The following is a 20,515-nucleotide window of genomic DNA, read 5'->3' on the forward strand; positions in this document are numbered from 1 at the left end:
AACTAACCCTTATGAATTGGTGATATCTTCCCCGGGCGGCACAATACTGACTCGTGCATCCTGGTTTTGTGGCGGTAAATTATAAAAATTACTGATGTTCGCTTGAGTCAATGGAGGGGGTACAACCACTTTTACTCCATTATGACTTTGTAAATACACCGTCTCACCATTACTGGCATAACGAGAGTTACACGCAGAAAGCACCAGAGTAGCAAGAACAATAAAACTCAATTTTTTCACAACATTCCCCAATTAAATCAACTCAAGATTTTTCAATGTTTGTTCCAATGCCTGATGATGTGTTTCGGATAATTCCGTAAGCGGCAATCGGATCTGTCCACTCATCAAGCCCATTTTACTCAAAGCCCATTTAACAGGAATTGGATTTGCTTCAACAAACAATAATTCATGTAAAGGCATTAACTGTTCGTGCAAACGCAAACATGCTGCCGAATCGCCATCCATTGCCAAATCACACAATTTCGCCATTAATTTGGCCGCCACATTTGCAGTTACTGATATGACACCTTTGGCTCCAGCCAGCATCCATTGTGCCGCAGTTAAATCATCCCCGCTGTATACGTCTATTCGACCTTCAGACAAACGAAGAGTCTGTTGTAAACGAGTCATTTGACCTGTTGCTTCTTTAATTCCAACGATGTTGGATATTTTAGAAAGCCTGGCAACTGTTTCTGGTAAGAGATCACACGCAGTTCGACTTGGTACATTATATAAAATGATGGGGATAGCCACCGCCTCGGCAATAGTTTTGTAGTGCAGATACAAGCCTTCCTGAGTAGGTTTAATATAGGCAGGCGTCATAATTAACGCTGCATGAGCGCCATATTCCATAGCCTGTTGCGTTAAAGCGACACACTCTTTAGTGGCATTCATCGCCGTTCCGGCAATTACGGGAACTCGCTCTTTAGCCTGTTCTATTACTGTTTTAATGACCAAAAGTTTTTCTTCATGAGACAAAGTACCCGCCTCACCAGTTGTACCAGCAGCCACAAGGCCATGTGTTCCCATTTCAATGTGAAACTCCACCAGATCACGCAATTGTCTGACATCTACTTCGTCATTCTGCATGGGAGTCACCAAGGCGACTATACTTCCTCTAAACATGCTGCCCTCTGTTTTTATTATAAGTTTCTCTTTATATTACTGGAAAACAAGGGGCAGAGTAAATTTATATTAACTGGATAAACTCCGTACCACCCAAAAAAGCACTGAACGAATGCCACCCCTTACCTTTGCCCGTTTTTTTGTCCAAAACAGAACTGGATAAATCAAGACTCTGAGTCTTTGCATCAACCCTAATACATTGAACAGCCAATCCTTAGGCATCGATATTTATGTTTTTTTCTGACTTAACTGATCATGCATTTTACATATTTTATTATTTATGTACTAATATTGCATATGAGGGACAATTAAACGAGGAAGTCAACTATGAAAAAAATTATTGCACCATTAATTCTTTTAGGCGCATCCAGTTTTATGCTCGTCAGTTGCACCAATGAACAGGTTGGTACAGCAGGCGGTGCAGCTTTGGGAGCAGGATTAGGATATGCAGTATCTGGTGGTACAGGCTTAGGAACAGCCATTGGCGCCGGTGCTGGCGCATTGGTCGGTAATGCTGTTGGCAGAGAACAGGACAGACGGCAATACTACTATTACGGCCGCCCCTATTATTACTAATTGGCGTTCGTCATTACACAAATGCTCATTTAGATTAAATTTTTGCCTAATTACCCTGATTTATTCATTATCAGATAAATCAGGGTTAAGTATTTCTGAAAAAATCGTATCAAATCATGCAGCAAGGTAAAAATCATTGCTATACTTTTGGAATAAAAATAATAAATATCAAGGATTTCAGGCATGAGACTGATGAAAAAGGTCGCTGTAGTTACTGGTTCCGCCAGCGGAATAGGCAAAGAAATTGCCATGCTTTACGCCAGAGAAGGCGCAAAAGTCGCAATTGCCGATCTCAATATTGAAGGGGCAATGCGCACCGCAGATGAAATTAACTCTCTTGGTGGTCAGGCCATGGCACTAGCCATGAATGTGATCGATGAAGATCAGGTCAATAATGGAATAGATGCTGTAGCTGAGCGTTTCGGAAGCATAGATATTCTGGTAAGCAACGCCGGGATTCAACACATAGAATCTGTAGATAACCTTGCCTTTGCAGAGTGGAAAAAACTGCTCGCCATTCATCTTGATGGGGCATTTTTAACAACTCGTGCTGCCTTAAAGCATATGTACGCTGCTAATCAGGGAGGGAGCATTATCTATATTGGGTCAGTTCATTCCAAAGAGGCCTCCGTACTCAAAGCGCCCTACGTCACAGCAAAACATGGTTTACTTGGCTTGTGCCGAGTTGTCGCTAAAGAAGGGGCAGCTCATAAGGTCAGGGCAAACGTCATTTGTCCTGGTTTTGTACGCACCCCGCTCGTAGAAAAACAAATTCCTGAACAAGCCAAAGAATTAGGAATCAGTGAACACGATGTCATAACAAAAATAATGCTAAAAAATACAGTCGATGGGGAATTTACTACCTCTGACGATGTTGCACAAACCGCATTATTTTTTGCCGCCTTTGAGTCAAATGCACTAACCGGCCAATCCTTGATCGTCAGTCATGGATGGTTCATGGAGTAAACGAGAAATAAATTATAGGCACCAGAAAAGAGCCTGTTGTTCTTGCCTGGTCGCAGCACTACAGCGTGAAGGGTTAAACTGATGTTCCTGACTGAGATTAAGTCCGTTTCCGGGCAAGAGATTATAAAAACAAGATGATGTTAGGTGTTCGAAAAAACGCAAATAACGAAACGTTTCAGGATGATAAAAGATGCTAATTATTGTAGGTTACATTGTTATATTGCTTTGTGTATTTGGCGGATTCGCCCTCTCCGGTGGTCATCTTGCCGCAATATTTCAACCACTTGAACTGTTGATCATTGGCGGTGCAGCAATTGGATCATTCATAGTTGGTAATAATACTACAGTAATTAAAGCTGTTCTTAAGGCGCTTCCTGCCGTATTTCGCGGCCAAAAATCTGCAAAAACCATGTCTGTAGACTTGCTTGGCCTGCTCTATAATCTGTTAAACAAGGCCAGACAACAGGGTTTGATGTCGCTTGAGAACGATATTGACGATCCCCATCAAAGTCCGATTTTTAGCAACTATCCCACAATACTCGCCAAACACCACATCATCGAATTTATTTGCGATTATCTCAGATTAATCATCACCTCCAATATGCAACCCTTTCAACTGGAGGCATTAATGGATATGGAAATTGATTCTCATCATGAAGAAGAAATGATCCCTGCCAATTCCATTACTAAGCTTGCCGACGGAATGCCCGCTTTTGGTATCGTAGCCGCAGTTTTGGGCGTGGTGCATACCATGGAATCCATTAGTTTACCTCCTTCAGAATTAGGGGTTTTAATTGCCCATGCCCTGGTAGGAACATTTTTGGGTATTTTATTAGGTTATGGATTTGTAGGCCCCATAGCCACTGCAATGGAACAACGTGCAAATCAGACGCAACTCATGCTCCAATGCATCAAAGTAACTATTCTGGCAAGCTTGCATAATAACCCACCAATCATATCCGTAGAATTTGGTCGAAAAGTGCTGTTTTCATCGCAAAGACCTTCGTTTAGTCAGTTAAACGATGAAATCAAAAATGCAAAACCGGGTGCAGCGGGTGCTGATTCAAAACAAACAACAGAAACTCCTTCTAGTTAGAGCCTGAACATGAGTGAAATAAACGATATTAGCGATTCAACTGACGATAGCGGTGATAAGAAAGATAAAAAGGATAAAAAATCCGCAAGCCAACCTATCATCAGAAAAATCAAAAAGCACAAACATCAACATCATGGAGGATCATGGAAAATTGCCTATGCAGACTTCGTAACAGCGATGATGGCTTTTTTCTTACTCATGTGGCTGGTTTCCTCTTTAAACAAAGCACAAAAAGCAGGCATATCAGAATACTTCAAACAACCAATGAAGGTAGCCCTGTTTGGAGGTGAAAGCTTAGGCAATAGAAAAATTAATGTTAAAGGTGGCGGCCCAAATATTGAGAGCGAACAGGGGCAAGTTTCTGCCAATGACAAACCATTAAACAAACAAAAAATTGCCCAAAACACCGAATTGATTGGAACAAAACAAGTAGAGCTGAAAAAACTTGAAGAACTCAAAACACAAATTACTCTGAGCATGGAGCAAGATCCCGCACTTGCCGGCTTAAAAAAACAACTGTTAATGGATGTAGTATCCGATGGTCTTAGGATTCAGCTTATAGACAATCAGAAAAAACCGATGTTTGATGTAGGTTCTGATAAAATTAACCCCGATATTCAACCCATACTGACTAAAATTGTAAAAGTACTCAATGCAGTGCCCAATAAAATAACCATTCAAGGCCACACCGATGCCAATCCCTACCATAATCCTGAAGAATTGGAATACACCAACTGGGAATTATCCGCTCAAAGAGCAAACGCAGCACGTAGAGCCCTGGTAAAAGCGGGTATGAGTGAAGATAAAGTCATGACTGTTTCAGGATTTTCCTCTACCATTCTCTTGAATAAAGCCAATCCCTTAAGCCCTGAAAACAGGCGTATTAGTATTATCGTCATGAAAAAAGGAGCTGAAGAGAAAATCAAAACAAATAAATAGCCCTTAGTTTCCAGTCAAACGCAGTTCAAACAACTCATTTATCCAGTGCATAGCAGACTGCATATCACTAAAACATTGCTTGCTTTGTTTTAAGGACTTGGATATGATTTAGGATAAATTGTTAAAATATTAAATCTATAGTGCTAATATTAAACAAAATTAAAGGACGGCTTTTAAAAAATTTGTGCAATGAAATGAGGATCTTTTCATGTCTTTAAATGAATCTGCAACGGTTGTTTCACCTCTGGCCACACACCAATCATCAGATTGGCGCAAGCAAGATACGGTTTGGATGTTAAGCCTTTATGGCACGGCAATTGGAGCCGGCACTCTTTTTCTTCCCATAGACGCAGGATTAAACGGAATAGTACCTCTGATTATCATGGCATTATTGGCTTTTCTCATGACCTACTATTCTCACCGGGCATTATGCCGATTTGTGTTATCCGGTTCGACCCCACACAATGACATTACTGAAGTTGTTGAAGAGCATTTTGGTCCCTTTGCCGGAAGGATGCTAACTGCCTTATATTTCTTTGCTATTTATCCCATTTTATTGATGTACAGTGTAGCAATTACCAATACAACAGAAAGCTTTATTGTGAATCAACTGGGGCTTAATGCACCGCCACGAGCCCTGCTTGCAATTATTCTGATTTTGGCATTGATGGGTATAGTGCGTTTGGGTCAGGAAATTATTGTTAAATCAATGTCTTTTATGGTCTATCCTTTTGCGACTGTTTTATTTCTTCTGTCACTGTACTTAATTCCTCAATGGAATAATGCCATATTACAGCAAAGTAACTCCCTGCAGGCCAATGGCGGTCATGGATTGTTGATGACGCTGTGGCTCATTATTCCGGTTATGGTTTTTTCTTTTAATCATTCCCCGATAATCTCGTCATTTGCAGTAAGCCAAAAACAACAATACGGCAAGCATGCAGATAAACGCAGTTCATTAATTATGAAATACAGCCACGTGATGATGGTATGTTCAGTGATGTTCTTCGTATTCAGCTGTGTCTTTAGCTTGTCACCCCAGGACTTAATGCAGGCCAAGCAACAGAATATTTCCATATTGTCTTACCTCGCAAATCACTTTAATACGCCCATTATTGCCTATATAGCTCCCCTGATTGCGTTTATTGCCATTTCAAAATCTTTTCTTGGCCACTATCTTGGCGCTAAAGAGGGAATGAGCGGTATTATCGTCAAATCGCTAAAATATTCTGGCAAAACCATCAGTAAAAACGCATTACAGAGAATTATTGAACTGTTTATGATTCTCACCTGTTGGCTTGTTGCAACGATCAATCCCAATATTTTAAAAATGATAGAAACATTAGGCGGACCAGTGATCGCTTTGCTGTTGTTTATCATGCCCATGTATGCAATCTCCCGAATTCCTGCAATGAAACAATACGGCAATCAAATGAGTAATGTCTTCATTACCGTTATGGGAATCATTTCCATATCAGCAATTATTTACGGGTTAATTTAAATCAGATTTAATTTCTAAGCGCAAGAATTAGCCAGCGCAATACATGATTAGACCCCAGGGTTAATCATGTATTGCGCTGGTTGATTCAAAAAAATTGCCTCCAAGCGGGTTGCAGCTTCCCATTTACGTCACCCTGAGTACCCTTGATGAGTAAGGGTCTTCTCAATCTAAGATGATTTAAATAAACCGGAACGTTAGAAAAAATAATGATTAAACACTGATTCGAAAGCTCTGAGGTATATGCAAAATTGAATGAGTAAATTCGCCTTGCAGTAAAGGCAGTTGTGTTTGCGTAAAAAACGAAAAATACTCCCTAATTTCAGGTTTCAATCGCTCATGTTCACGATCAATCAGGGCATTTATTTCCCCTTGGGTAGTAGTCCATCCCATCAATCCCCTAATTTTTCGGACTATCCACAATCTACTTCTTAACTGTCTAATATAGAACAAACCTGCGCATTCTAAAGGAGTTGAGTGTCCATTAATGTCGTGTTTTAGCTGCACCAGAATTTTTTTTAATTCAGGATTATCCCTATTAGATTTTAGATATCTGGAAACACAGGCAATAGCCAGATTTTTTTGACTTTTTAAACAGAAACGATGATCTTCACCAATATCGCAAAGGATGTCTTTAAACTGTTGGTATGAAGCGGCCTGAATCACTCTATCCAGATAAGAGGTGAGGTATTTATAATCTTCTACCTTTTCGCAACGATTAAAATGTTGAAATGCTTTTGATTTAATAGCGCCATGCTCCAACAAATGCCGCATGGTAAAACGAATATCCTGGCGAACGTCATCAGAGTCTGCTGCCACTTGCTGTACTTTGTCGAGAGCACAATCCAAAGGCGTTTTACCTTGATTATTTTTTTCGTTAATCAAATGCCCGAATTTTTGTAATGTTTCTTCATAACGATAATCACCAAGCTTAATTGCTATATGAAGCGGCGTGTCACCATCATCTATTCCATCAACGGAATGACACAAATCCTGGTGGGTTTTAAGGGTATTTTCGATATTTTCAATAAATCGGGGCGCTATTTTTTCATCTTTTGGGATGATGTCATCCAGTAATCGCTTCTTTTCATCAGCAGTTACGTTGAGGAGAAAGAGACGAAATTCCTTGATGGAAAAAAGTACCGCTCTTAATTGTGCTTGTCTGGCAACCGCTGCCTGAGTTATTTGGGCAATTTGCGCTTTATCTATTGCTTTATGTTCATCCAAACATTGGGTTAGAGACGTCTTGATTAATTCATCCGTCAGTAAAATATGTTTGTAAAAAGACAGCCACTTGGCTTTTTTAAATTCCGGCAGATGTCTTAATTGCGCAAACGATGCCACTTCCGGTTCATAACGATATTCTTTACTATTCCATGGATTTGGAAACAAACTGGGCTTTGTCGGCCAATAAGAATTAGCAGAATCTCTGATGTAAGGAAAATTCAGCAAATCTCTGGCAGTTATATTAAACGCATTATCGCTATTGCAGTAATGGGACAGTCTTGTTTCATAAAACGACATAATACTGTCAGCAAACATTAAATCGTGATCTATTTTAAAAAAAACCACCCGAGGCTTACCGCCATCTTCAACCAGATAAAAGCCAAAATTTCCTTTATGCAAATCATCTTCTTCGAGAGTAAATGAACTGGCAAATATGCTGGCCAATGATGCAAAATCAATGCTGAGCGTGCCTGATTGATGAGCGGTCACTAATGATTGAAAAAAAGTCGATGGTAATTTATCGAGAAAATAAAGGGGTATCTGAACTGCGGATTGTACTGATGTTTTTCTTAATTGGCTTAATGAACCTGATGGATCCAAAAAATAAAAGCGACGACCAAGTCCTGCATTGTTTTCTACAACATAACATAAATGCTCAATTCCCAAACCGACAATTCGTTCCGAATCATCCAATACCAATTTGGCTCGCGGAGTTGAATTCTTCAACATGAAGAGACTGGCTAATGCGCTAAAGGCAATTTCCAGTCTTGAAAATTGAGGATTGCCATGTTTATTTTTTTTGAAAATAAGCTTAAACGGTTTTTGTGCACCGTCAGGAGGTGTGTAGAGTGCGTCAGGATAGACTTCATGCCCGGTGAGCAAAGGCTTTGCAAGAGTAATGGCATTGATGTTGTATGATGAAACCATCAGGAGAGAGCTCAAATAAAAAGTTCATTATTTTAACATGCTGACTAAAAAAATCAAAATCCTGGCGGGACTTTAACCTGTCACTAAAATTTATCCGAATCATCAGGCTGAATGCTCAGTTTATCGTTTTTAGAATCAAAATGCTGTTCCTCATTAAGTCTGATTTCTAATCCTACATTATTTTTTGAGTCTGCATATTTAATGGCATTTTCTTTAGTAATTTTTCTTTCCTTATATAAACGAAGTAATGCCTGATCAAAAGTCTGCATTCCTTGTTCGGTACTTCGCGCCATAGCTTCTTTGATCTCCTCGACCTTACCTTTCTCAATCAGATCGGAAATGTAAGGCGTATTAACTAATATTTCAACAGCTGCTACACGATGATTATCGATACCCGGAACGAGCCTTAAAGAAATAACAGCACGTAAATTCAACGATAAATCAGTGAGAATTTGCTGTTTTGCATCTTCAGGGAAAAAATTAATAATTCTATCAAGCGTTTGATTGGCGTTATTTGCGTGCAAGGTCGAAATACACAAATGCCCTGTTTCGGCATAAGCAATCGCATGTTTCATGGAATTTCGCTCTCGTATCTCGCCTATTAAAATGACATCAGGAGCTTCTCTCATGGCATTTTTCAACGCATTATCATAACTTAGGGTATCAATTCCTATCTCACGTTGATCGACTATGGATTTTTTGTGTTCATGAATAAATTCTATTGGATCTTCAATGGTCAGAATATGGCCTCGGGTTGTTTCATTACGATGATCAATCATGGCAGCCAATGTAGTCGATTTCCCTGAGCCAGTAGATCCAACGACTAATACCAAACCACGAATTTCCTGCACAATAGTTTTTAATATCTGGGGTAAGCGTAGCTCGTCTATGGATGGAATTTTTCCTTTTATATAACGCACAACCATAGCCACTTCACCACGTTGTCTGTAAATATTAATTCTAAAACGGCCAACGCCGTTTATAGATAGAGCCATATTCAGCTCCATATTGGCCTCAAATTCCTTTTGCTGTTCATCATTAGTTATTGATAAAAGAATTTCCGACATTTGCTGCGATTTGATCGGCACTTGTCCCACAGGTGAGGTAATTCCTTGAATTTTGATGTTGGGAGGAGCCCCCACGCTAAAAAACAAATCCGAGGCCTCTTTATCCACCATCAATTTGAAAAAAGGAGAAATATCCATGAGTCATGCACTCTATTTTTTTATTTTTTATATAATTAAGTTTAGTCAAATCTGTTGAATATGCGAATCCAATCAGAATTGACACAATACAGACAAGACTTGGATATAGAGAAACTAATCTCTAATCTAGGCAAAGACAATAGGAAATAATGGATGATCCATTGGTGATCCAGCCGGCAATTCATCTACCAAGCCAGGAAAATCAGGAGAAGTAGTCCATGAGCGTGGCGAATGCGTCATATCATCCCCAAGAAAACGTACCGAAAAAACCCGTCTTCGTTGCTGTGCATTCACTCCTCTTGCCATGTGCAGCGTTAGCATATGAAAACAAACGACATCCCCTGGCTCTATATCCCAACCAATAATAGGAAAAAGCGCCCTGTTCTGCTCGATCGCCGGGAGCTCTCGCAAACTGCCTTCGGGAAACCATTTGGCTTGATTATCCATAAACGTTCTGGGCATTAACCATGGCCCCAGATGCGAACCAGCAACAAATTCCAAAGTCGATTCTCTGCTCACAGGATCTACAGGAATCCAGAAACTGCAATTGCTCATACCCGTTACGTTGTAATAGGGTTGATCCTGGTGCCAAGGAGTAATTTGGCGAGTTCCGGGTTCTTTCACCAATAAATGATCATGATAGAGCCGCACTTCCTTGCTTTGCATTAACTGAGCAGCCACCCTGCCAAGTTGGGTTTTAAAAATGATGTGCTGATAAAAAGGATTATGCTGCCAGGTACAAAAATCTTCGACAAAAAAGCCTGGATCATCAGGCCTGCTCGCTATTTTAGCTCGAGGACTCAAAGCAGATAAATTCAACTCTATCCCTTGACGCAAAATATCAATTTCAGTCGCATTGAACAATTGACGCAAACAAACCGCACCATCTCTTTGAAAAGAGTGAATCACATCATCCGGTTGCAAGAAATCTGATTCTTCATCACTGAACATCACATTTTCTCCAATACGTCCCTTAAGTATTTGACTGGCTCAATAATCATGGAAGAACCTTGTTGCTTGGGCGCATTCGCAAAAGGAACAATTGCTCTTTTGAATCCATGCTTAACTGCTTCTTTAATGCGCTCCTGACCACTTTGAACCGGTCGAATTTCCCCGGCCAAACCAACTTCACCAAAAATAATGGTTTCACTGTCAAAAACCCGATTTCGCAAACTGGAAACCACCGCAGCCAACAAAGCCAGATCGCTACCCGTTTCGGTCACTTTAACGCCACCCACCACATTAATAAAAACATCCTGATCAAAAGTTGCTATACCACCATGCCGGTGCAATACAGCAAGCAAAATAGCTAACCGGTTATGTTCAAGACCGGCAGTGACCCGCTTGGCCTGTTGCCCGTGCGCCTCATCAACCAAAGCCTGAACTTCAACGAGCATAGGACGTGATCCTTCCCAAGTTACCATAACTGCACTGCCTGGAGTAGGTTCCGGTTGCCGTGATAAAAAAATAGCTGAAGGATTAGCGACCTCCTTCAAGCCTCGATCAGTCATGGCAAAAACGCCCAGTTCATTAACCGCTCCAAACCGATTTTTAATCGCCCGTATTACCCTGAATCGGCTGTCGCTTTGACCTTCAAAATAAAGCACACTATCCACCATGTGCTCTAACACTCTGGGCCCGGCCAGAGTTCCTTCTTTAGTGACATGACCAACAAGAAATACTGCGGTTTGAGTCATTTTGGCAAAACGAACCAATTGTGCCGCCGATTCTCTGACCTGGCTTACTCCTCCAGGTGCTGAGCTGATGGTTTCTGTAAAAATAGTCTGAATGGAGTCCACCACAATAATGCGTGGTTTTTCTTTTTGCGCATGAGCAATTATGGATTCTACCTGAGTTTCTGCCAATAAACGCAATCCAGCCAAAGGTAAAGCCAAACGCTGTGCCCGCATGGCAACCTGTTGTAAGGACTCTTCACCGGTAACGTACAAAACCGTTTCCTGCATGGATAAATTAGCTAAAGTCTGCAACAGTAAAGTGGATTTACCAATCCCGGGATCCCCGCCAATAAGCACGACAGAACCATAAACCAAACCACCACCCAGCACTCTGTTTAATTCAGACAATCCGCAATCCATACGAACTTCTTTATCCATAACAACATCTTCAACGGCTGTAATCACGGAGCGTTGATTCGCCCATTGGCCACTGCGAGAATTACGTGGCTCAGCGACAATACCTTCTTCAGAAATGGAGTTCCACGAGCCGCATTGTGTGCATTGCCCTGCCCACTGTTTAAAGGTTGCTGCACACTGATTACAGACAAATTGAGTTTTAATCTTCGTGACCATGAACCTTGATTACTCCACGTGATGAAGACTCAGATGATAAATGAATTTTATTCATTACGCACCATGGCGTGAACACAATTGAAAGTTGAATCCTTAGCCTAACTAAGTATAATCAATGCATTTAAGGATATTGAGAGCCCTCAATGACTAAAGGCATTAATTTCGAACAATCAGTAAGCGAACTCGAGGAAATAGTAAAACAACTGGAAAAGGGAGAACTCTCTCTTGAGGACTCGCTCAAACAATTTGAAAAAGGAATTGGGTTGGCAAGACGTTGTCAAGATGTGCTAAATCAGGCAGAACAAAAAATAGAAACCCTTACCGCCTATCATTCCTCTGAACCCAAACCGGATGAACATACAAGTGATTGATACCTACATTCAGCGTCATGAACACTACCTGAAAAAAATACTGGACAATACGCCTATTCCCGCTGAAAAAATCAGCTCGGCTTTACACTACTCATTATTTCCTGGCGGCAAAAGAATCAGGCCTATCCTGGTGTATTTAGCTGGCGAACTGCTCGATATTAACATTCAAGTTCTGGATATTATCGCCGCAGCTATAGAACTCACCCATTGCTATTCGCTGATTCATGATGATCTTCCTGCCATGGATGATGATGATTTACGCCGGGGAAAACCCAGTTGTCATAAAGCCTTCGATGAGGCTACAGCAATTTTGGTCGGAGATGGAATGCAAGCCCTGGCCATAGATGTGTTATTAACCCAATTACCCGAATTTCTAAATCCCTCGCAAATAGTCTCGATAACCAGGCTATTGGTTAATGCCAGTGGCGTTAGTGGCATGGTCAGCGGACAAAGCCTTGATCTAACCCAATTGACCTCTACAGCTGTATCTGAAGCAGAGTTGCGCACCATACACCTTCTAAAAACAGGGCAATTGATCATGGCATGTTTTGAGATGGCATTAAATGCCCAAAACAAAACATGTAAACAGGCTGAGGCAGCGCTAAAAAACTACGCACAACATATAGGCCTGGTCTTTCAAATGCAAGACGATTACCTGGATCAGTATGCGCCAGTAAACCATCTTGGTAAAGGCCGCTCTTCGGATATTGCCAATCAAAAAACCACTTTTGCTACGCTCTATACCAAAGAGCAACTGGAGAAAAAAATATCAGAACATTACCAACTGGCTTTAGATTCACTCAATTTTTTTGGTGACAAAGCACGTGCGTTACGTGAATTGACCCAAAAATTACACAACAGAAGCAACTTATCCTGAATAGAAACTATTCAAAAATAAAATCTCTCAATAAAACATCTCATAAACCGATCTTTAATCATTAAAGCATAAAGACCGGTTTATTTGTTTAAGACTGTGATTTATGAATCCGAATTTGCGAAACAGGAAATAAACTCTCAGTGCCTTTATCCGTTCTTCGCTGCTCCCCCTTCCATGCGTGGCCATACACGACCTCATAGGTTAAAGGATACTTGCCGTTTTCAGCAATTAATTGGGCGTAATTCTGGGTAAATTGTTGCCAGGCTTTGCGCCCGGTCAGACCTTGATTTCGTTCAGGATTTACATTTCGCACGCCCTGAGATCTCAAGGCAGAAACGAGTTTAGGCAAGGTTTCATATTGAACGGTTAATAATTCCATATCCATAACAGGATCTAAAAAATGCTCTGCCATCAGGCTGTCACCAATATCATGCATGTCACTAAATTCATTAACATGGGCAAAACGATTTGCCCCAGCCCAGGCCTTTTTGAGTTCTTTAAAGGTATCAGGTCCCAAAGTAGTGAACATTAAACAACCATTTACGTTCATCACTCTATTGATTTCCCGAAACACGTGCGCCAATGGATGAGCCCAGTGGATAACCTGATTTGTAAACACCAGATCAAACATCCCATTCAAAAAGGGCATTGAATTCATATCGGCGGCAACCAAAGACCATTTGCGCCGCCAGCTCTGCTTTTTACGCGCCAGAGACAACATATCAGGCACTAAGTCCAATCCAACAATTTGAGCTTTAGGGTAAAGCCGTGATAATTCTTTGGAAAACGAGCCAGGACCGCATCCCAAGTCAAGAATTCTTTGGGGAGTTATTTTCAAATAATGAAGACGCTCAAATAACCGCTCCCCAATCTCTTGCTGCACCTTCGCAGCAGCTTCATATTCTTCAGCATGTTTACTAAATGCCTTGCTAATTTCATTTTTGACAGTCATCATAAGACCAAGGAAAAGTTAAAAACAGGAAATCCAACGCCCGTGCGCCAGAAATTGCTCAGTATATCACAAAGTTTGCGCCTGCCTTCAATATGCACTCTTTGCCATCAGTTGCATAAAGGCTCATTTGCGGTATGTACTTTTTGTATGAATTTACTCAAACCCTTGGGTTCTGCGTGCTCTCGTTGTGCAACCCCTCTTCCTGACGATGATTTTCTAACGTGTGGGGCATGCATTCTTAAACCACCACATTTCGATAAAGCCATTATAGGTTATGCTTTTGATGAACCACTGCGTGGCCTGATTCATCAGTTCAAATACCAAAAGGGACTTCATCTTCGCAATTTCTTATGCCATCTAATGCTGCAAACCGTACAGAAAAACAACACTATGCCGCAATGTCTTATTCCTGTTCCCATGCATCCCCAGAGAATCAAACAAAGGGGATTTAATCAAGCTGTTCTTCTGACCAAAAGATTGGCAAGGCTACTCAACGTGCCTTATGACCTGACCAGTTGCCAAAAAAAAATAAATACAGCCCCTCAAGCCAGCCTGGATAAAGAACAAAGACGAAAAAATTTAAGTAAGGCATTTCATGCTAAGCCCTTACCCTACGAACATGTAGCAATTATCGATGATTTACTTACCACTGGAAATACAGCCAATGAACTAGCTCGGGTTCTAAAAAAAGTCGGTATAAAACAGGTAGACGTATGGTGCTGCGCCAGAGCAGTTAACGAATCGTTATCTGCTTAGGTTAATCCCAATCAGGCAACATATTTACCATGTTTGTGCGACTCAAATTAATGTAAAAATCGCTGCACATCATTCATCAACAGCTGCACCAATGCCACAGCAAACAAAATGACCATCAAACGGTGCAATAAAAGTTCCATTGCTATGGAAACAGGCTTGCCACGTATTTTTTCAACGAGCGCATACACTATTGATCCCCCATCCAATCCCGGTATGGGGAATAAATTAACCAACGCAACAGCACAACTCAAATAGGCAATAAAGTAAAAAAAGACAACAACGCCCTGCATTAAAGATGCAACAGATGCCGCAAACAACCCCAAAGGCCCCAACAAAATGGCAAAGGGAATACTCCCGGTCAAGAGTTGTTTTAAAATCATCAGGAAAAAATAAAACAAATGCACCATAGCATGATTTGCCTGACTTAAGGCGTGCGCTAATGAGGAGGAGCGCATCACCGCAGATGAGGCGGATAAATCAGGGGTCATGCCAAGGCTTGCCAAAAGTGAACGCTCTGTACCGCTAAATTTTATCTGGCTCAGATTAATCGTCACGTTCTTTAGGCTCTGACCCTTTGGGTGTTGTAAGGCAATATTCACCTCACCTTTTCCCCATAAAATAACCAACTGCATTCCCACATCCTGCCATGACAAAGTGCTGTAGCCATCTATTGCGATAAACTGATCGCCAGGAGCAATGCCCGCCTTTGCGGCAATACTGTTGGGCTGAACCGATTGAACTACAGGCTGCCGATAATTCATGCCAATATAAAAAACCAAAACAAAGGCAAACCAGGCGGTTATCAGATTAGCTAAAGCGCCACTAAGCAATATAACCACACGCACCCAGATTGGTTTCTTATCAAAACAGGAGTTATGAATTTTTTCAGGCACAGAACTGATTCTTGAATTAAGCAATTGAACATAACCACCCAAAGGCCAAAGGGCCCAAATCCAATCACAACCGCTGGCACTCTTCCACTGAATAAGAGGCTTGCCAAAACCTATAGAAATTTTTTTTATTTTGACCCGAAAAATATGCGCTGCCCACGCATGTCCTGCTTCATGTATACCTACGACAAGTATCAATGTGAACAGTATGGCAATTATGGCCATCACCATAATGAATCCCTATTGCATTAAAACATCCGTTTACTTATTTGTATTATCAACTACTAATTGCAACATGGGAATTCCTTTTCGTCCCGTTAATTCATATCCTTTTCGATACACTTCAAATACTCGATAAGCTTTATTGGATTCACTATCAATTAATTCAACCTCATCACCATGACCATCCACCAAAGTAACGGTCAAGTGAATTTCACGAAATCCCTCGACTTGGTAACGCTCTTTGAATAATTGCAATACCCGCTGAAGACTCTGAACTGTTTCATCAGCATTGTGTTGCCCTTGAAGGATTATATCCATTTGACGCTCCTATTAATATGACACAAAGTGTACAAAAAGTGTCTATTATTGTTGGCGGCAAAAGATAAAAGTTCTTTAGAAATGTAAGGAATTTCCCCAGTATCTACAAATTTGGCTATTGATCGGTTACAATTCCCGAATTGAGTAGGAAACTAACCTGACTTACGAATAATCCTGAAGCACCCTGATTAGAACGTTCTTTTAATTCAGGACTCAGGGCCTTTTCGCCAGTCCTAACTAAGAATTCAGATTCCATGGTGTTTGTTGCTTGCGGACTCAATCATAAAACTGCTCCGATAAACGTGCGTGAAAAAGTCGCTTTGCCCCCTGCTATGCAGGATTCACTACTACACAAGCTGGTAAGTCTTCCTGAAATAAACGAAGCAGCAATTTTGTCGACCTGTAATCGCACCGAAATTTATTGCGACACAGATGACCCCAATATTATCGCAAGTTGGTTAGCATACGAACATCATATCCCTGAGGAGTTACTGACCCCCTTTTTTTATTTGCATGAAGGAAATCAAGGCATAAAACACACGCTGCGCGTTGCCAGCGGACTCGATTCCATGATGATAGGCGAACCACAGATTCTTGGGCAAATGAAAAAGGCATATCACCAGGCCTGCCGGTTAGGTACCGTAAAATCCCAATTAAGACCGGTATTCGAATACATTTTCAGTGCATCCAAAAGAATCAGAACACACAGCGGTATTGGTGCAAATCCGGTATCTATAGCCTATGCTGCAGTTCAGTTAATAGGTCAGTTATTCCCTCATTTTCATAATCTGAATGTATTTCTGATTGGCTCAGGAGAAACAGCGTCACTGGTCGCTAAATATTTACATCAGCACGGCGTGCACCAGTTTATGGTTGCCAGTCGTACCCTTGAACATGCCCAAAAGCTCGCCGAGTCCTTTGACGGAAAAACGCTGTCTATAGCGGATATTCCTCAATATCTGCCCCAAGCAGACGTGGTTATTTCCGCTACCGCCTGTCCTCTTCCTTTCATCAATAAAAGTCTGGTAGAACATGCCCTGCACCAACGTGATCATTCACCTATGTTTTTTCTGGATTTAGCCGTGCCCAGAGATATTGAATCCAATGTGAATGAATTGGATCAGGTTCAGCTGTATAATGTTGATGATTTGCAGCTCATGATAGAAAAGGGGATGGATGAACGACGCAATGCAGCCCTTCAGGCAGAACAATTAATCGAAAGCGAACTGGATAACTACATCAGATGGCATCGCTCTTTAAAAGCCAAAGACCTTATCTGTGATTATCGTCACAAGATGCAGCAGTTAGCGCAATCAGAATTAAAGCGTGCCCTGAGAAAGCTTTCCTCAGGAGAAAATCAAGCTTCTGTTTTAAATGAATTTAGCGAGCGCCTGGTCAATAAACTCGTTCACAATCCAACCACGGGCCTTAGAGAAATGGCCTGGGATGGTCGAGAGGATTTATTGGCTTTGGCACAATACCTTTTTAATACTACAACTTTATGTCAATCATCTTATGAAGAAATCTCTTGAGTTAAAATTACAACAGATGTTGGAACGCTTTCAGGAAGTTGGTCGCTTGCTGTCAGAAGCCTCCGTGATCGCAGATCAAAATCAATTTAAAGCGTTATCTAAAGAATACGCCCACCTCGAACCCGTTGCCACCTGCTATGAATCCTATATCGAAGCAAATGCTAATTTAAGCGCTCTGCATGAGATGCTTGAAAGTGAGGATAAAGAGTTAGCATCTATGGCGGAAGAAGAGCTGGAAGATGCAAAACAACAAGTAGACGAATTAGATGAACAATTACAATGGCATTTAATTCCTAAAGATCCGGACGATGAGCGGAATATCTATCTGGAAGTGCGTGCAGGAACTGGCGGAGATGAAGCCGCAATTTTTGCAGGAGATCTCTATCGCATGTACAGTCGCTACGCTGAAAACCAGGGTTGGCAACTTGAATTAATCAGTGCCAATCATGGGGAGCATGGGGGCTATAAAGAAATCATTGCCCGAATCAGCGGCAACGCCGTTTACTCTCAACTCAAATTTGAATCCGGTGCTCATAGGGTACAACGTGTTCCTGAAACTGAATCACAAGGACGAGTACATACCTCTGCCTGCACAGTAGCCATCATGCCAGAAGTTGAAGAAATTGACGAAATTCAGATTAATCCCGATGAGCTGCGTATAGATACCTACCGTGCTTCAGGCGCAGGAGGACAGCACGTTAACAAAACGGATTCAGCTATTCGTATCACGCACATCCCTACTGGTGTTGTTGTCGAATGCCAGGATGAACGCTCACAACACAAAAATAGGGCCAAGGCAATGTCTCTGCTTAAAACACGCCTGCTGGACGCAGAGCAAAGCAAACAAAAAAAAGAACAAGCGCAAACCCGTAAATCTTTGGTAGGATCTGGTGATCGTTCCGAGCGTATTCGTACTTATAATTTTCCGCAAGGACGCCTGACGGATCATCGCATCAACCTGACCATATACCAGTTAAACGAAGTAATGGAAGGTAACTTATCCCTGGTCATAGATTCGTTAAAACGTGAGTACCACGCTGAATTACTTGCGGAATTAGGACGCCATGATTGATATTCGCACGGCATTAAATGACGCCTTGCACCAACTTGATCCAAATCATGATCAATCACGTTTGGAGACAGAACTGCTCCTGGGATATGTATTAAATAAAAACAGGGCTTTTATTTTTGCACATCCCGAGTTCGTATTAAGCCCGGCTGAGCTGGAGGCTTACCAAAAATTAATTGCCCAACGCCGCATGGGTATACCCATTGCTTATTTGACAGGATATCGTGAATTTTGGTCTTTGAATTTAAAAGTCAGTAAGGATACGCTAATCCCAAGGCATGAAACGGAGTTGCTTGTAGAGCAAGCTTTAGAATTAATTCCAGATACACCGGATACGTGCATTCTTGATCTGGGTACGGGAAGCGGCGCCATTGCCCTGGCAATAGCCAGTGAAAAACCGCATTGGAAGATTATTGCCGTCGATTTTAGTGAAGGCGCTTTAAAAGTTGCTCAGGAAAATGCTCAAATACTGGGTGTTACTAATGTAGCCTTTTATCGCTCATTCTGGTTTGATACGCTACCCAAACAGCAGTACCATGCCATTTTGTCTAATCCGCCTTATATAGCCGAGGACGATCCTCATTTAAATCAAGGAGATATCCAATTTGAACCACTTAGTGCTTTAGCCAGTGGTCAAGACGGATTAGCTGATCTACAATATATTATTCAGCACAGTTATGAATGCCTTTATCCTGATGGCTTACTGTTATTAGAACACGGGTTTAATCAAAAATTAAAGCTTGAAGCGTTACTTAAAGAATCGGGATACAAGAATGTTAGAAGCTGGCAAGATATTCAAGGTCATGACAGAGTTAGTGGAGGATGGCGTCCTTAAACTAATAATCAGCCTGAATTATTTTGTTGATGATAAGGCTGTTATTTGGTATACCTAACCATTTTCTGTAAAACTCGCTACACCGAAGCAGCAGGAAAGGAATGCCAGAATGACAGAACATTTAATCGATAAAACCAACGAGAGACCATACAACGTGAAAAACGACGCAATAAGTAGCATGGGAATTGCACCTTATCAGGAAACTGATGGGGAAGAATATATGAATGAAAAGCAGTTAGCACATATCGAAAAAATATTGCTGGCTTGGCGTCAATCATTAATGGAAGAAGTTGATCGAACTGTGACACACATGAAAGATGAAGCAGCGAATTTTCCCGATCCTTCAGACCGGGCAAGTCAGGAAGAAGAATTCAGTATTGAATTACGTACTCGTGACAGAGAACGCAAACTCATCAAAAAAATTGAAGATGCTCTGGAACGATTAAGAAATGATGATTTTGGTTACTGTGAGGCCTGTGGAATAGAGATTGGCCTAAAACGATTGGAAGCAAGGCCAACTGCTACGCTATGCATAGACTGCAAAACGTTATCTGAAATCAAGGAAAGACAAAATCAAGGCGCATAGCAGTCAGAGGCTCTTTTGTCATCACGAATTATTTTCATCAGGGTAAACGCATCTAAACGTATTATCTAAGACCAAGATGCCTACGTTCTGCGCTTTATGCGCAGAATCCAGATCTTTACCTGCACGAAGATCGCATGGATCCTGCGCATAAAGCGCAGGATGTAGGCAAAAGGGTGGACGTTTATGTTCATAATTAAGATGCGTTTGCCCTGTTATTTTCATAACGTGCAAAGAGTTCC

Annotated in this window: 22 protein-coding genes; 12 read left to right on the forward strand and 10 right to left on the reverse strand. The window is 41.3% G+C overall.

Going from position 1 to position 20,515, the window contains the following annotated elements; translation table 11 throughout:
• Positions 1-9: 9 nt before the first annotated feature.
• Together Lwor_RS04940 and dapA are read right to left on the reverse strand one after the other, a co-directional pair.
• A complete protein-coding gene (locus Lwor_RS04940; protein ID WP_058492797.1) occupies positions 10-240 on the reverse strand; it encodes a hypothetical protein in 231 nt (76 codons plus the stop codon).
• Positions 241-252: 12 nt separating this feature from the next.
• Positions 253-1,125, reverse strand: a complete 873-nt coding sequence (gene dapA / locus Lwor_RS04945; RefSeq protein ID WP_058492798.1) for a 4-hydroxy-tetrahydrodipicolinate synthase — start codon at positions 1,123-1,125, stop codon at positions 253-255.
• A gap of 327 nt (positions 1,126-1,452) precedes the next feature.
• On the opposite strand from dapA, the gene Lwor_RS04950 reads away from it, so the two are divergent.
• From Lwor_RS04950 to Lwor_RS04970, 5 genes are all read left to right on the forward strand, one after another.
• Entirely contained in the window at positions 1,453-1,701 is a 249-nt protein-coding gene (locus Lwor_RS04950; protein WP_058492799.1) for a glycine zipper domain-containing protein, read from the forward strand.
• Between the two features lie 183 nt (positions 1,702-1,884).
• Positions 1,885-2,667 (forward strand): 3-hydroxybutyrate dehydrogenase, encoded by a 783-nt coding sequence (locus Lwor_RS04955; protein ID WP_058492800.1) that lies wholly within the window; start codon positions 1,885-1,887, stop codon positions 2,665-2,667.
• Positions 2,668-2,857: 190 nt separating this feature from the next.
• A complete protein-coding gene (gene motA / locus Lwor_RS04960; protein WP_058492801.1) occupies positions 2,858-3,763 on the forward strand; it encodes a flagellar motor stator protein MotA in 906 nt (301 codons plus the stop codon).
• A gap of 9 nt (positions 3,764-3,772) precedes the next feature.
• The gene (gene motB, locus Lwor_RS04965; RefSeq protein ID WP_065235839.1) at positions 3,773-4,702 is read left to right on the forward strand and encodes a flagellar motor protein MotB; all 930 of its coding nucleotides are present in this window, start codon (positions 3,773-3,775) and stop codon (positions 4,700-4,702) included.
• A gap of 208 nt (positions 4,703-4,910) precedes the next feature.
• Positions 4,911-6,203, forward strand: a complete 1,293-nt coding sequence (locus Lwor_RS04970) for a serine/threonine transporter (RefSeq protein WP_058492802.1) — start codon at positions 4,911-4,913, stop codon at positions 6,201-6,203.
• Between the two features lie 210 nt (positions 6,204-6,413).
• Here the strand turns inward: Lwor_RS04970 and ankK are convergent, their stop codons facing one another.
• The 4 genes from ankK to radA all read right to left on the reverse strand — a co-directional run bounded on the left by ankK (position 6,414) and on the right by radA (position 11,868).
• Positions 6,414-8,354: a Dot/Icm T4SS effector AnkK/LegA5 gene (gene ankK / locus Lwor_RS04975; RefSeq protein WP_058492803.1), complete on the reverse strand. Its 1,941-nt coding sequence runs from the start codon at positions 8,352-8,354 to the stop codon at positions 6,414-6,416.
• An 83-nt stretch (positions 8,355-8,437) separates the two neighbouring features.
• A complete protein-coding gene (locus Lwor_RS04980) occupies positions 8,438-9,559 on the reverse strand; it encodes a PilT/PilU family type 4a pilus ATPase (protein ID WP_058492804.1) in 1,122 nt (373 codons plus the stop codon).
• Positions 9,560-9,685: 126 nt separating this feature from the next.
• Positions 9,686-10,510 (reverse strand): phytanoyl-CoA dioxygenase family protein, encoded by an 825-nt coding sequence (locus Lwor_RS04985; RefSeq protein WP_058492805.1) that lies wholly within the window; start codon positions 10,508-10,510, stop codon positions 9,686-9,688.
• Entirely contained in the window at positions 10,510-11,868 is a 1,359-nt protein-coding gene (gene radA, locus Lwor_RS04990; RefSeq protein ID WP_058492806.1) for a DNA repair protein RadA, read from the reverse strand. The genes Lwor_RS04985 and radA overlap by 1 nt, the downstream gene beginning before the upstream one ends.
• A 143-nt stretch (positions 11,869-12,011) precedes the next feature.
• Between radA and Lwor_RS04995 the strand changes: the two genes are divergently transcribed.
• Both Lwor_RS04995 and Lwor_RS05000 read left to right on the forward strand, forming a co-directional pair.
• Complete coding sequence (locus Lwor_RS04995) at positions 12,012-12,239, forward strand: exodeoxyribonuclease VII small subunit (RefSeq protein ID WP_058492807.1); 228 nt, start codon at positions 12,012-12,014, stop codon at positions 12,237-12,239.
• On the forward strand, positions 12,220-13,116 hold the full coding sequence (locus Lwor_RS05000; RefSeq protein ID WP_115091020.1) for a polyprenyl synthetase family protein: 897 nt from the start codon (positions 12,220-12,222) through the stop codon (positions 13,114-13,116). The genes Lwor_RS04995 and Lwor_RS05000 overlap by 20 nt, the downstream gene beginning before the upstream one ends.
• Positions 13,117-13,204: 88 nt before the next feature.
• Here the strand turns inward: Lwor_RS05000 and bioC are convergent, their stop codons facing one another.
• Positions 13,205-14,068 carry a malonyl-ACP O-methyltransferase BioC gene (gene bioC, locus Lwor_RS05005; RefSeq protein WP_058492809.1) on the reverse strand — a complete coding sequence of 288 codons (864 nt, stop codon included), beginning with the start codon at positions 14,066-14,068 and terminating at the stop codon, positions 13,205-13,207.
• 42 nt (positions 14,069-14,110) lie between these two features.
• Between bioC and Lwor_RS05010 the strand changes: the two genes are divergently transcribed.
• A complete protein-coding gene (locus tag Lwor_RS05010; RefSeq protein ID WP_338011235.1) occupies positions 14,111-14,824 on the forward strand; it encodes a ComF family protein in 714 nt (237 codons plus the stop codon).
• A 47-nt stretch (positions 14,825-14,871) separates the two neighbouring features.
• Here the strand turns inward: Lwor_RS05010 and Lwor_RS05015 are convergent, their stop codons facing one another.
• From Lwor_RS05015 to Lwor_RS13705, 3 genes are all read right to left on the reverse strand, one after another.
• The gene (locus Lwor_RS05015; protein WP_058492810.1) at positions 14,872-15,945 is read right to left on the reverse strand and encodes a M50 family metallopeptidase; all 1,074 of its coding nucleotides are present in this window, start codon (positions 15,943-15,945) and stop codon (positions 14,872-14,874) included.
• 30 nt (positions 15,946-15,975) lie between these two features.
• Positions 15,976-16,254 carry a hypothetical protein gene (locus Lwor_RS05020; protein ID WP_058492811.1) on the reverse strand — a complete coding sequence of 93 codons (279 nt, stop codon included), beginning with the start codon at positions 16,252-16,254 and terminating at the stop codon, positions 15,976-15,978.
• 115 nt (positions 16,255-16,369) lie between these two features.
• Complete coding sequence (locus Lwor_RS13705) at positions 16,370-16,510, reverse strand: hypothetical protein (RefSeq protein WP_157063129.1); 141 nt, start codon at positions 16,508-16,510, stop codon at positions 16,370-16,372.
• Between Lwor_RS13705 and hemA the strand changes: the two genes are divergently transcribed.
• From hemA to dksA, 4 genes are all read left to right on the forward strand, one after another.
• Entirely contained in the window at positions 16,509-17,786 is a 1,278-nt protein-coding gene (gene hemA, locus Lwor_RS05025; protein WP_058492812.1) for a glutamyl-tRNA reductase, read from the forward strand. The genes Lwor_RS13705 and hemA overlap by 2 nt on opposite strands.
• A complete protein-coding gene (prfA, locus tag Lwor_RS05030; protein WP_058492813.1) occupies positions 17,770-18,858 on the forward strand; it encodes a peptide chain release factor 1 in 1,089 nt (362 codons plus the stop codon). The genes hemA and prfA overlap by 17 nt, the downstream gene beginning before the upstream one ends.
• Positions 18,851-19,690 carry a peptide chain release factor N(5)-glutamine methyltransferase gene (gene prmC, locus Lwor_RS05035; protein WP_058492814.1) on the forward strand — a complete coding sequence of 280 codons (840 nt, stop codon included), beginning with the start codon at positions 18,851-18,853 and terminating at the stop codon, positions 19,688-19,690. The genes prfA and prmC overlap by 8 nt, the downstream gene beginning before the upstream one ends.
• A 109-nt stretch (positions 19,691-19,799) precedes the next feature.
• Positions 19,800-20,276 (forward strand): RNA polymerase-binding protein DksA, encoded by a 477-nt coding sequence (dksA, locus tag Lwor_RS05040; RefSeq protein WP_058492815.1) that lies wholly within the window; start codon positions 19,800-19,802, stop codon positions 20,274-20,276.
• Positions 20,277-20,515: the final 239 nt, after the last annotated feature.

The sequence above is a fragment of the Legionella worsleiensis genome, assembly GCF_001467535.1.
Taxonomy (GTDB): Bacteria; Pseudomonadota; Gammaproteobacteria; order Legionellales; family Legionellaceae; genus Legionella; species Legionella worsleiensis.

What these genes read in the sequence shown, in the direction of transcription:
- Lwor_RS04985 (WP_058492805.1), bottom strand. Translation starts at nt 10,510, where the DNA reads ATGTTCAGTGATGAAGAATCAGATTTCTTGCAACCGGATGATGTGATT.
- Lwor_RS05020 (WP_058492811.1), bottom strand. Translation starts at nt 16,254, where the DNA reads ATGGATATAATCCTTCAAGGGCAACACAATGCTGATGAAACAGTTCAG.
- Lwor_RS04970 (WP_058492802.1), top strand. Translation starts at nt 4,911, where the DNA reads ATGTCTTTAAATGAATCTGCAACGGTTGTTTCACCTCTGGCCACACAC.
- prmC (WP_058492814.1), top strand. Translation starts at nt 18,851, where the DNA reads ATGATTGATATTCGCACGGCATTAAATGACGCCTTGCACCAACTTGAT.
- dapA (WP_058492798.1), bottom strand. Translation starts at nt 1,125, where the DNA reads ATGTTTAGAGGAAGTATAGTCGCCTTGGTGACTCCCATGCAGAATGAC.
- Lwor_RS04995 (WP_058492807.1), top strand. Translation starts at nt 12,012, where the DNA reads ATGACTAAAGGCATTAATTTCGAACAATCAGTAAGCGAACTCGAGGAA.
- motA (WP_058492801.1), top strand. Translation starts at nt 2,858, where the DNA reads ATGCTAATTATTGTAGGTTACATTGTTATATTGCTTTGTGTATTTGGC.
- Lwor_RS05000 (WP_115091020.1), top strand. Translation starts at nt 12,220, where the DNA reads ATGAACATACAAGTGATTGATACCTACATTCAGCGTCATGAACACTAC.
- ankK (WP_058492803.1), bottom strand. Translation starts at nt 8,354, where the DNA reads ATGGTTTCATCATACAACATCAATGCCATTACTCTTGCAAAGCCTTTG.
- bioC (WP_058492809.1), bottom strand. Translation starts at nt 14,068, where the DNA reads ATGACTGTCAAAAATGAAATTAGCAAGGCATTTAGTAAACATGCTGAA.
- Lwor_RS04980 (WP_058492804.1), bottom strand. Translation starts at nt 9,559, where the DNA reads ATGGATATTTCTCCTTTTTTCAAATTGATGGTGGATAAAGAGGCCTCG.
- motB (WP_065235839.1), top strand. Translation starts at nt 3,773, where the DNA reads ATGAGTGAAATAAACGATATTAGCGATTCAACTGACGATAGCGGTGAT.
- hemA (WP_058492812.1), top strand. Translation starts at nt 16,509, where the DNA reads ATGGTGTTTGTTGCTTGCGGACTCAATCATAAAACTGCTCCGATAAAC.
- Lwor_RS04950 (WP_058492799.1), top strand. Translation starts at nt 1,453, where the DNA reads ATGAAAAAAATTATTGCACCATTAATTCTTTTAGGCGCATCCAGTTTT.
- Lwor_RS04955 (WP_058492800.1), top strand. Translation starts at nt 1,885, where the DNA reads ATGAGACTGATGAAAAAGGTCGCTGTAGTTACTGGTTCCGCCAGCGGA.
- Lwor_RS05015 (WP_058492810.1), bottom strand. Translation starts at nt 15,945, where the DNA reads ATGGTGATGGCCATAATTGCCATACTGTTCACATTGATACTTGTCGTA.
- radA (WP_058492806.1), bottom strand. Translation starts at nt 11,868, where the DNA reads ATGGTCACGAAGATTAAAACTCAATTTGTCTGTAATCAGTGTGCAGCA.
- Lwor_RS13705 (WP_157063129.1), bottom strand. Translation starts at nt 16,510, where the DNA reads ATGGAATCTGAATTCTTAGTTAGGACTGGCGAAAAGGCCCTGAGTCCT.
- dksA (WP_058492815.1), top strand. Translation starts at nt 19,800, where the DNA reads ATGACAGAACATTTAATCGATAAAACCAACGAGAGACCATACAACGTG.
- prfA (WP_058492813.1), top strand. Translation starts at nt 17,770, where the DNA reads ATGAAGAAATCTCTTGAGTTAAAATTACAACAGATGTTGGAACGCTTT.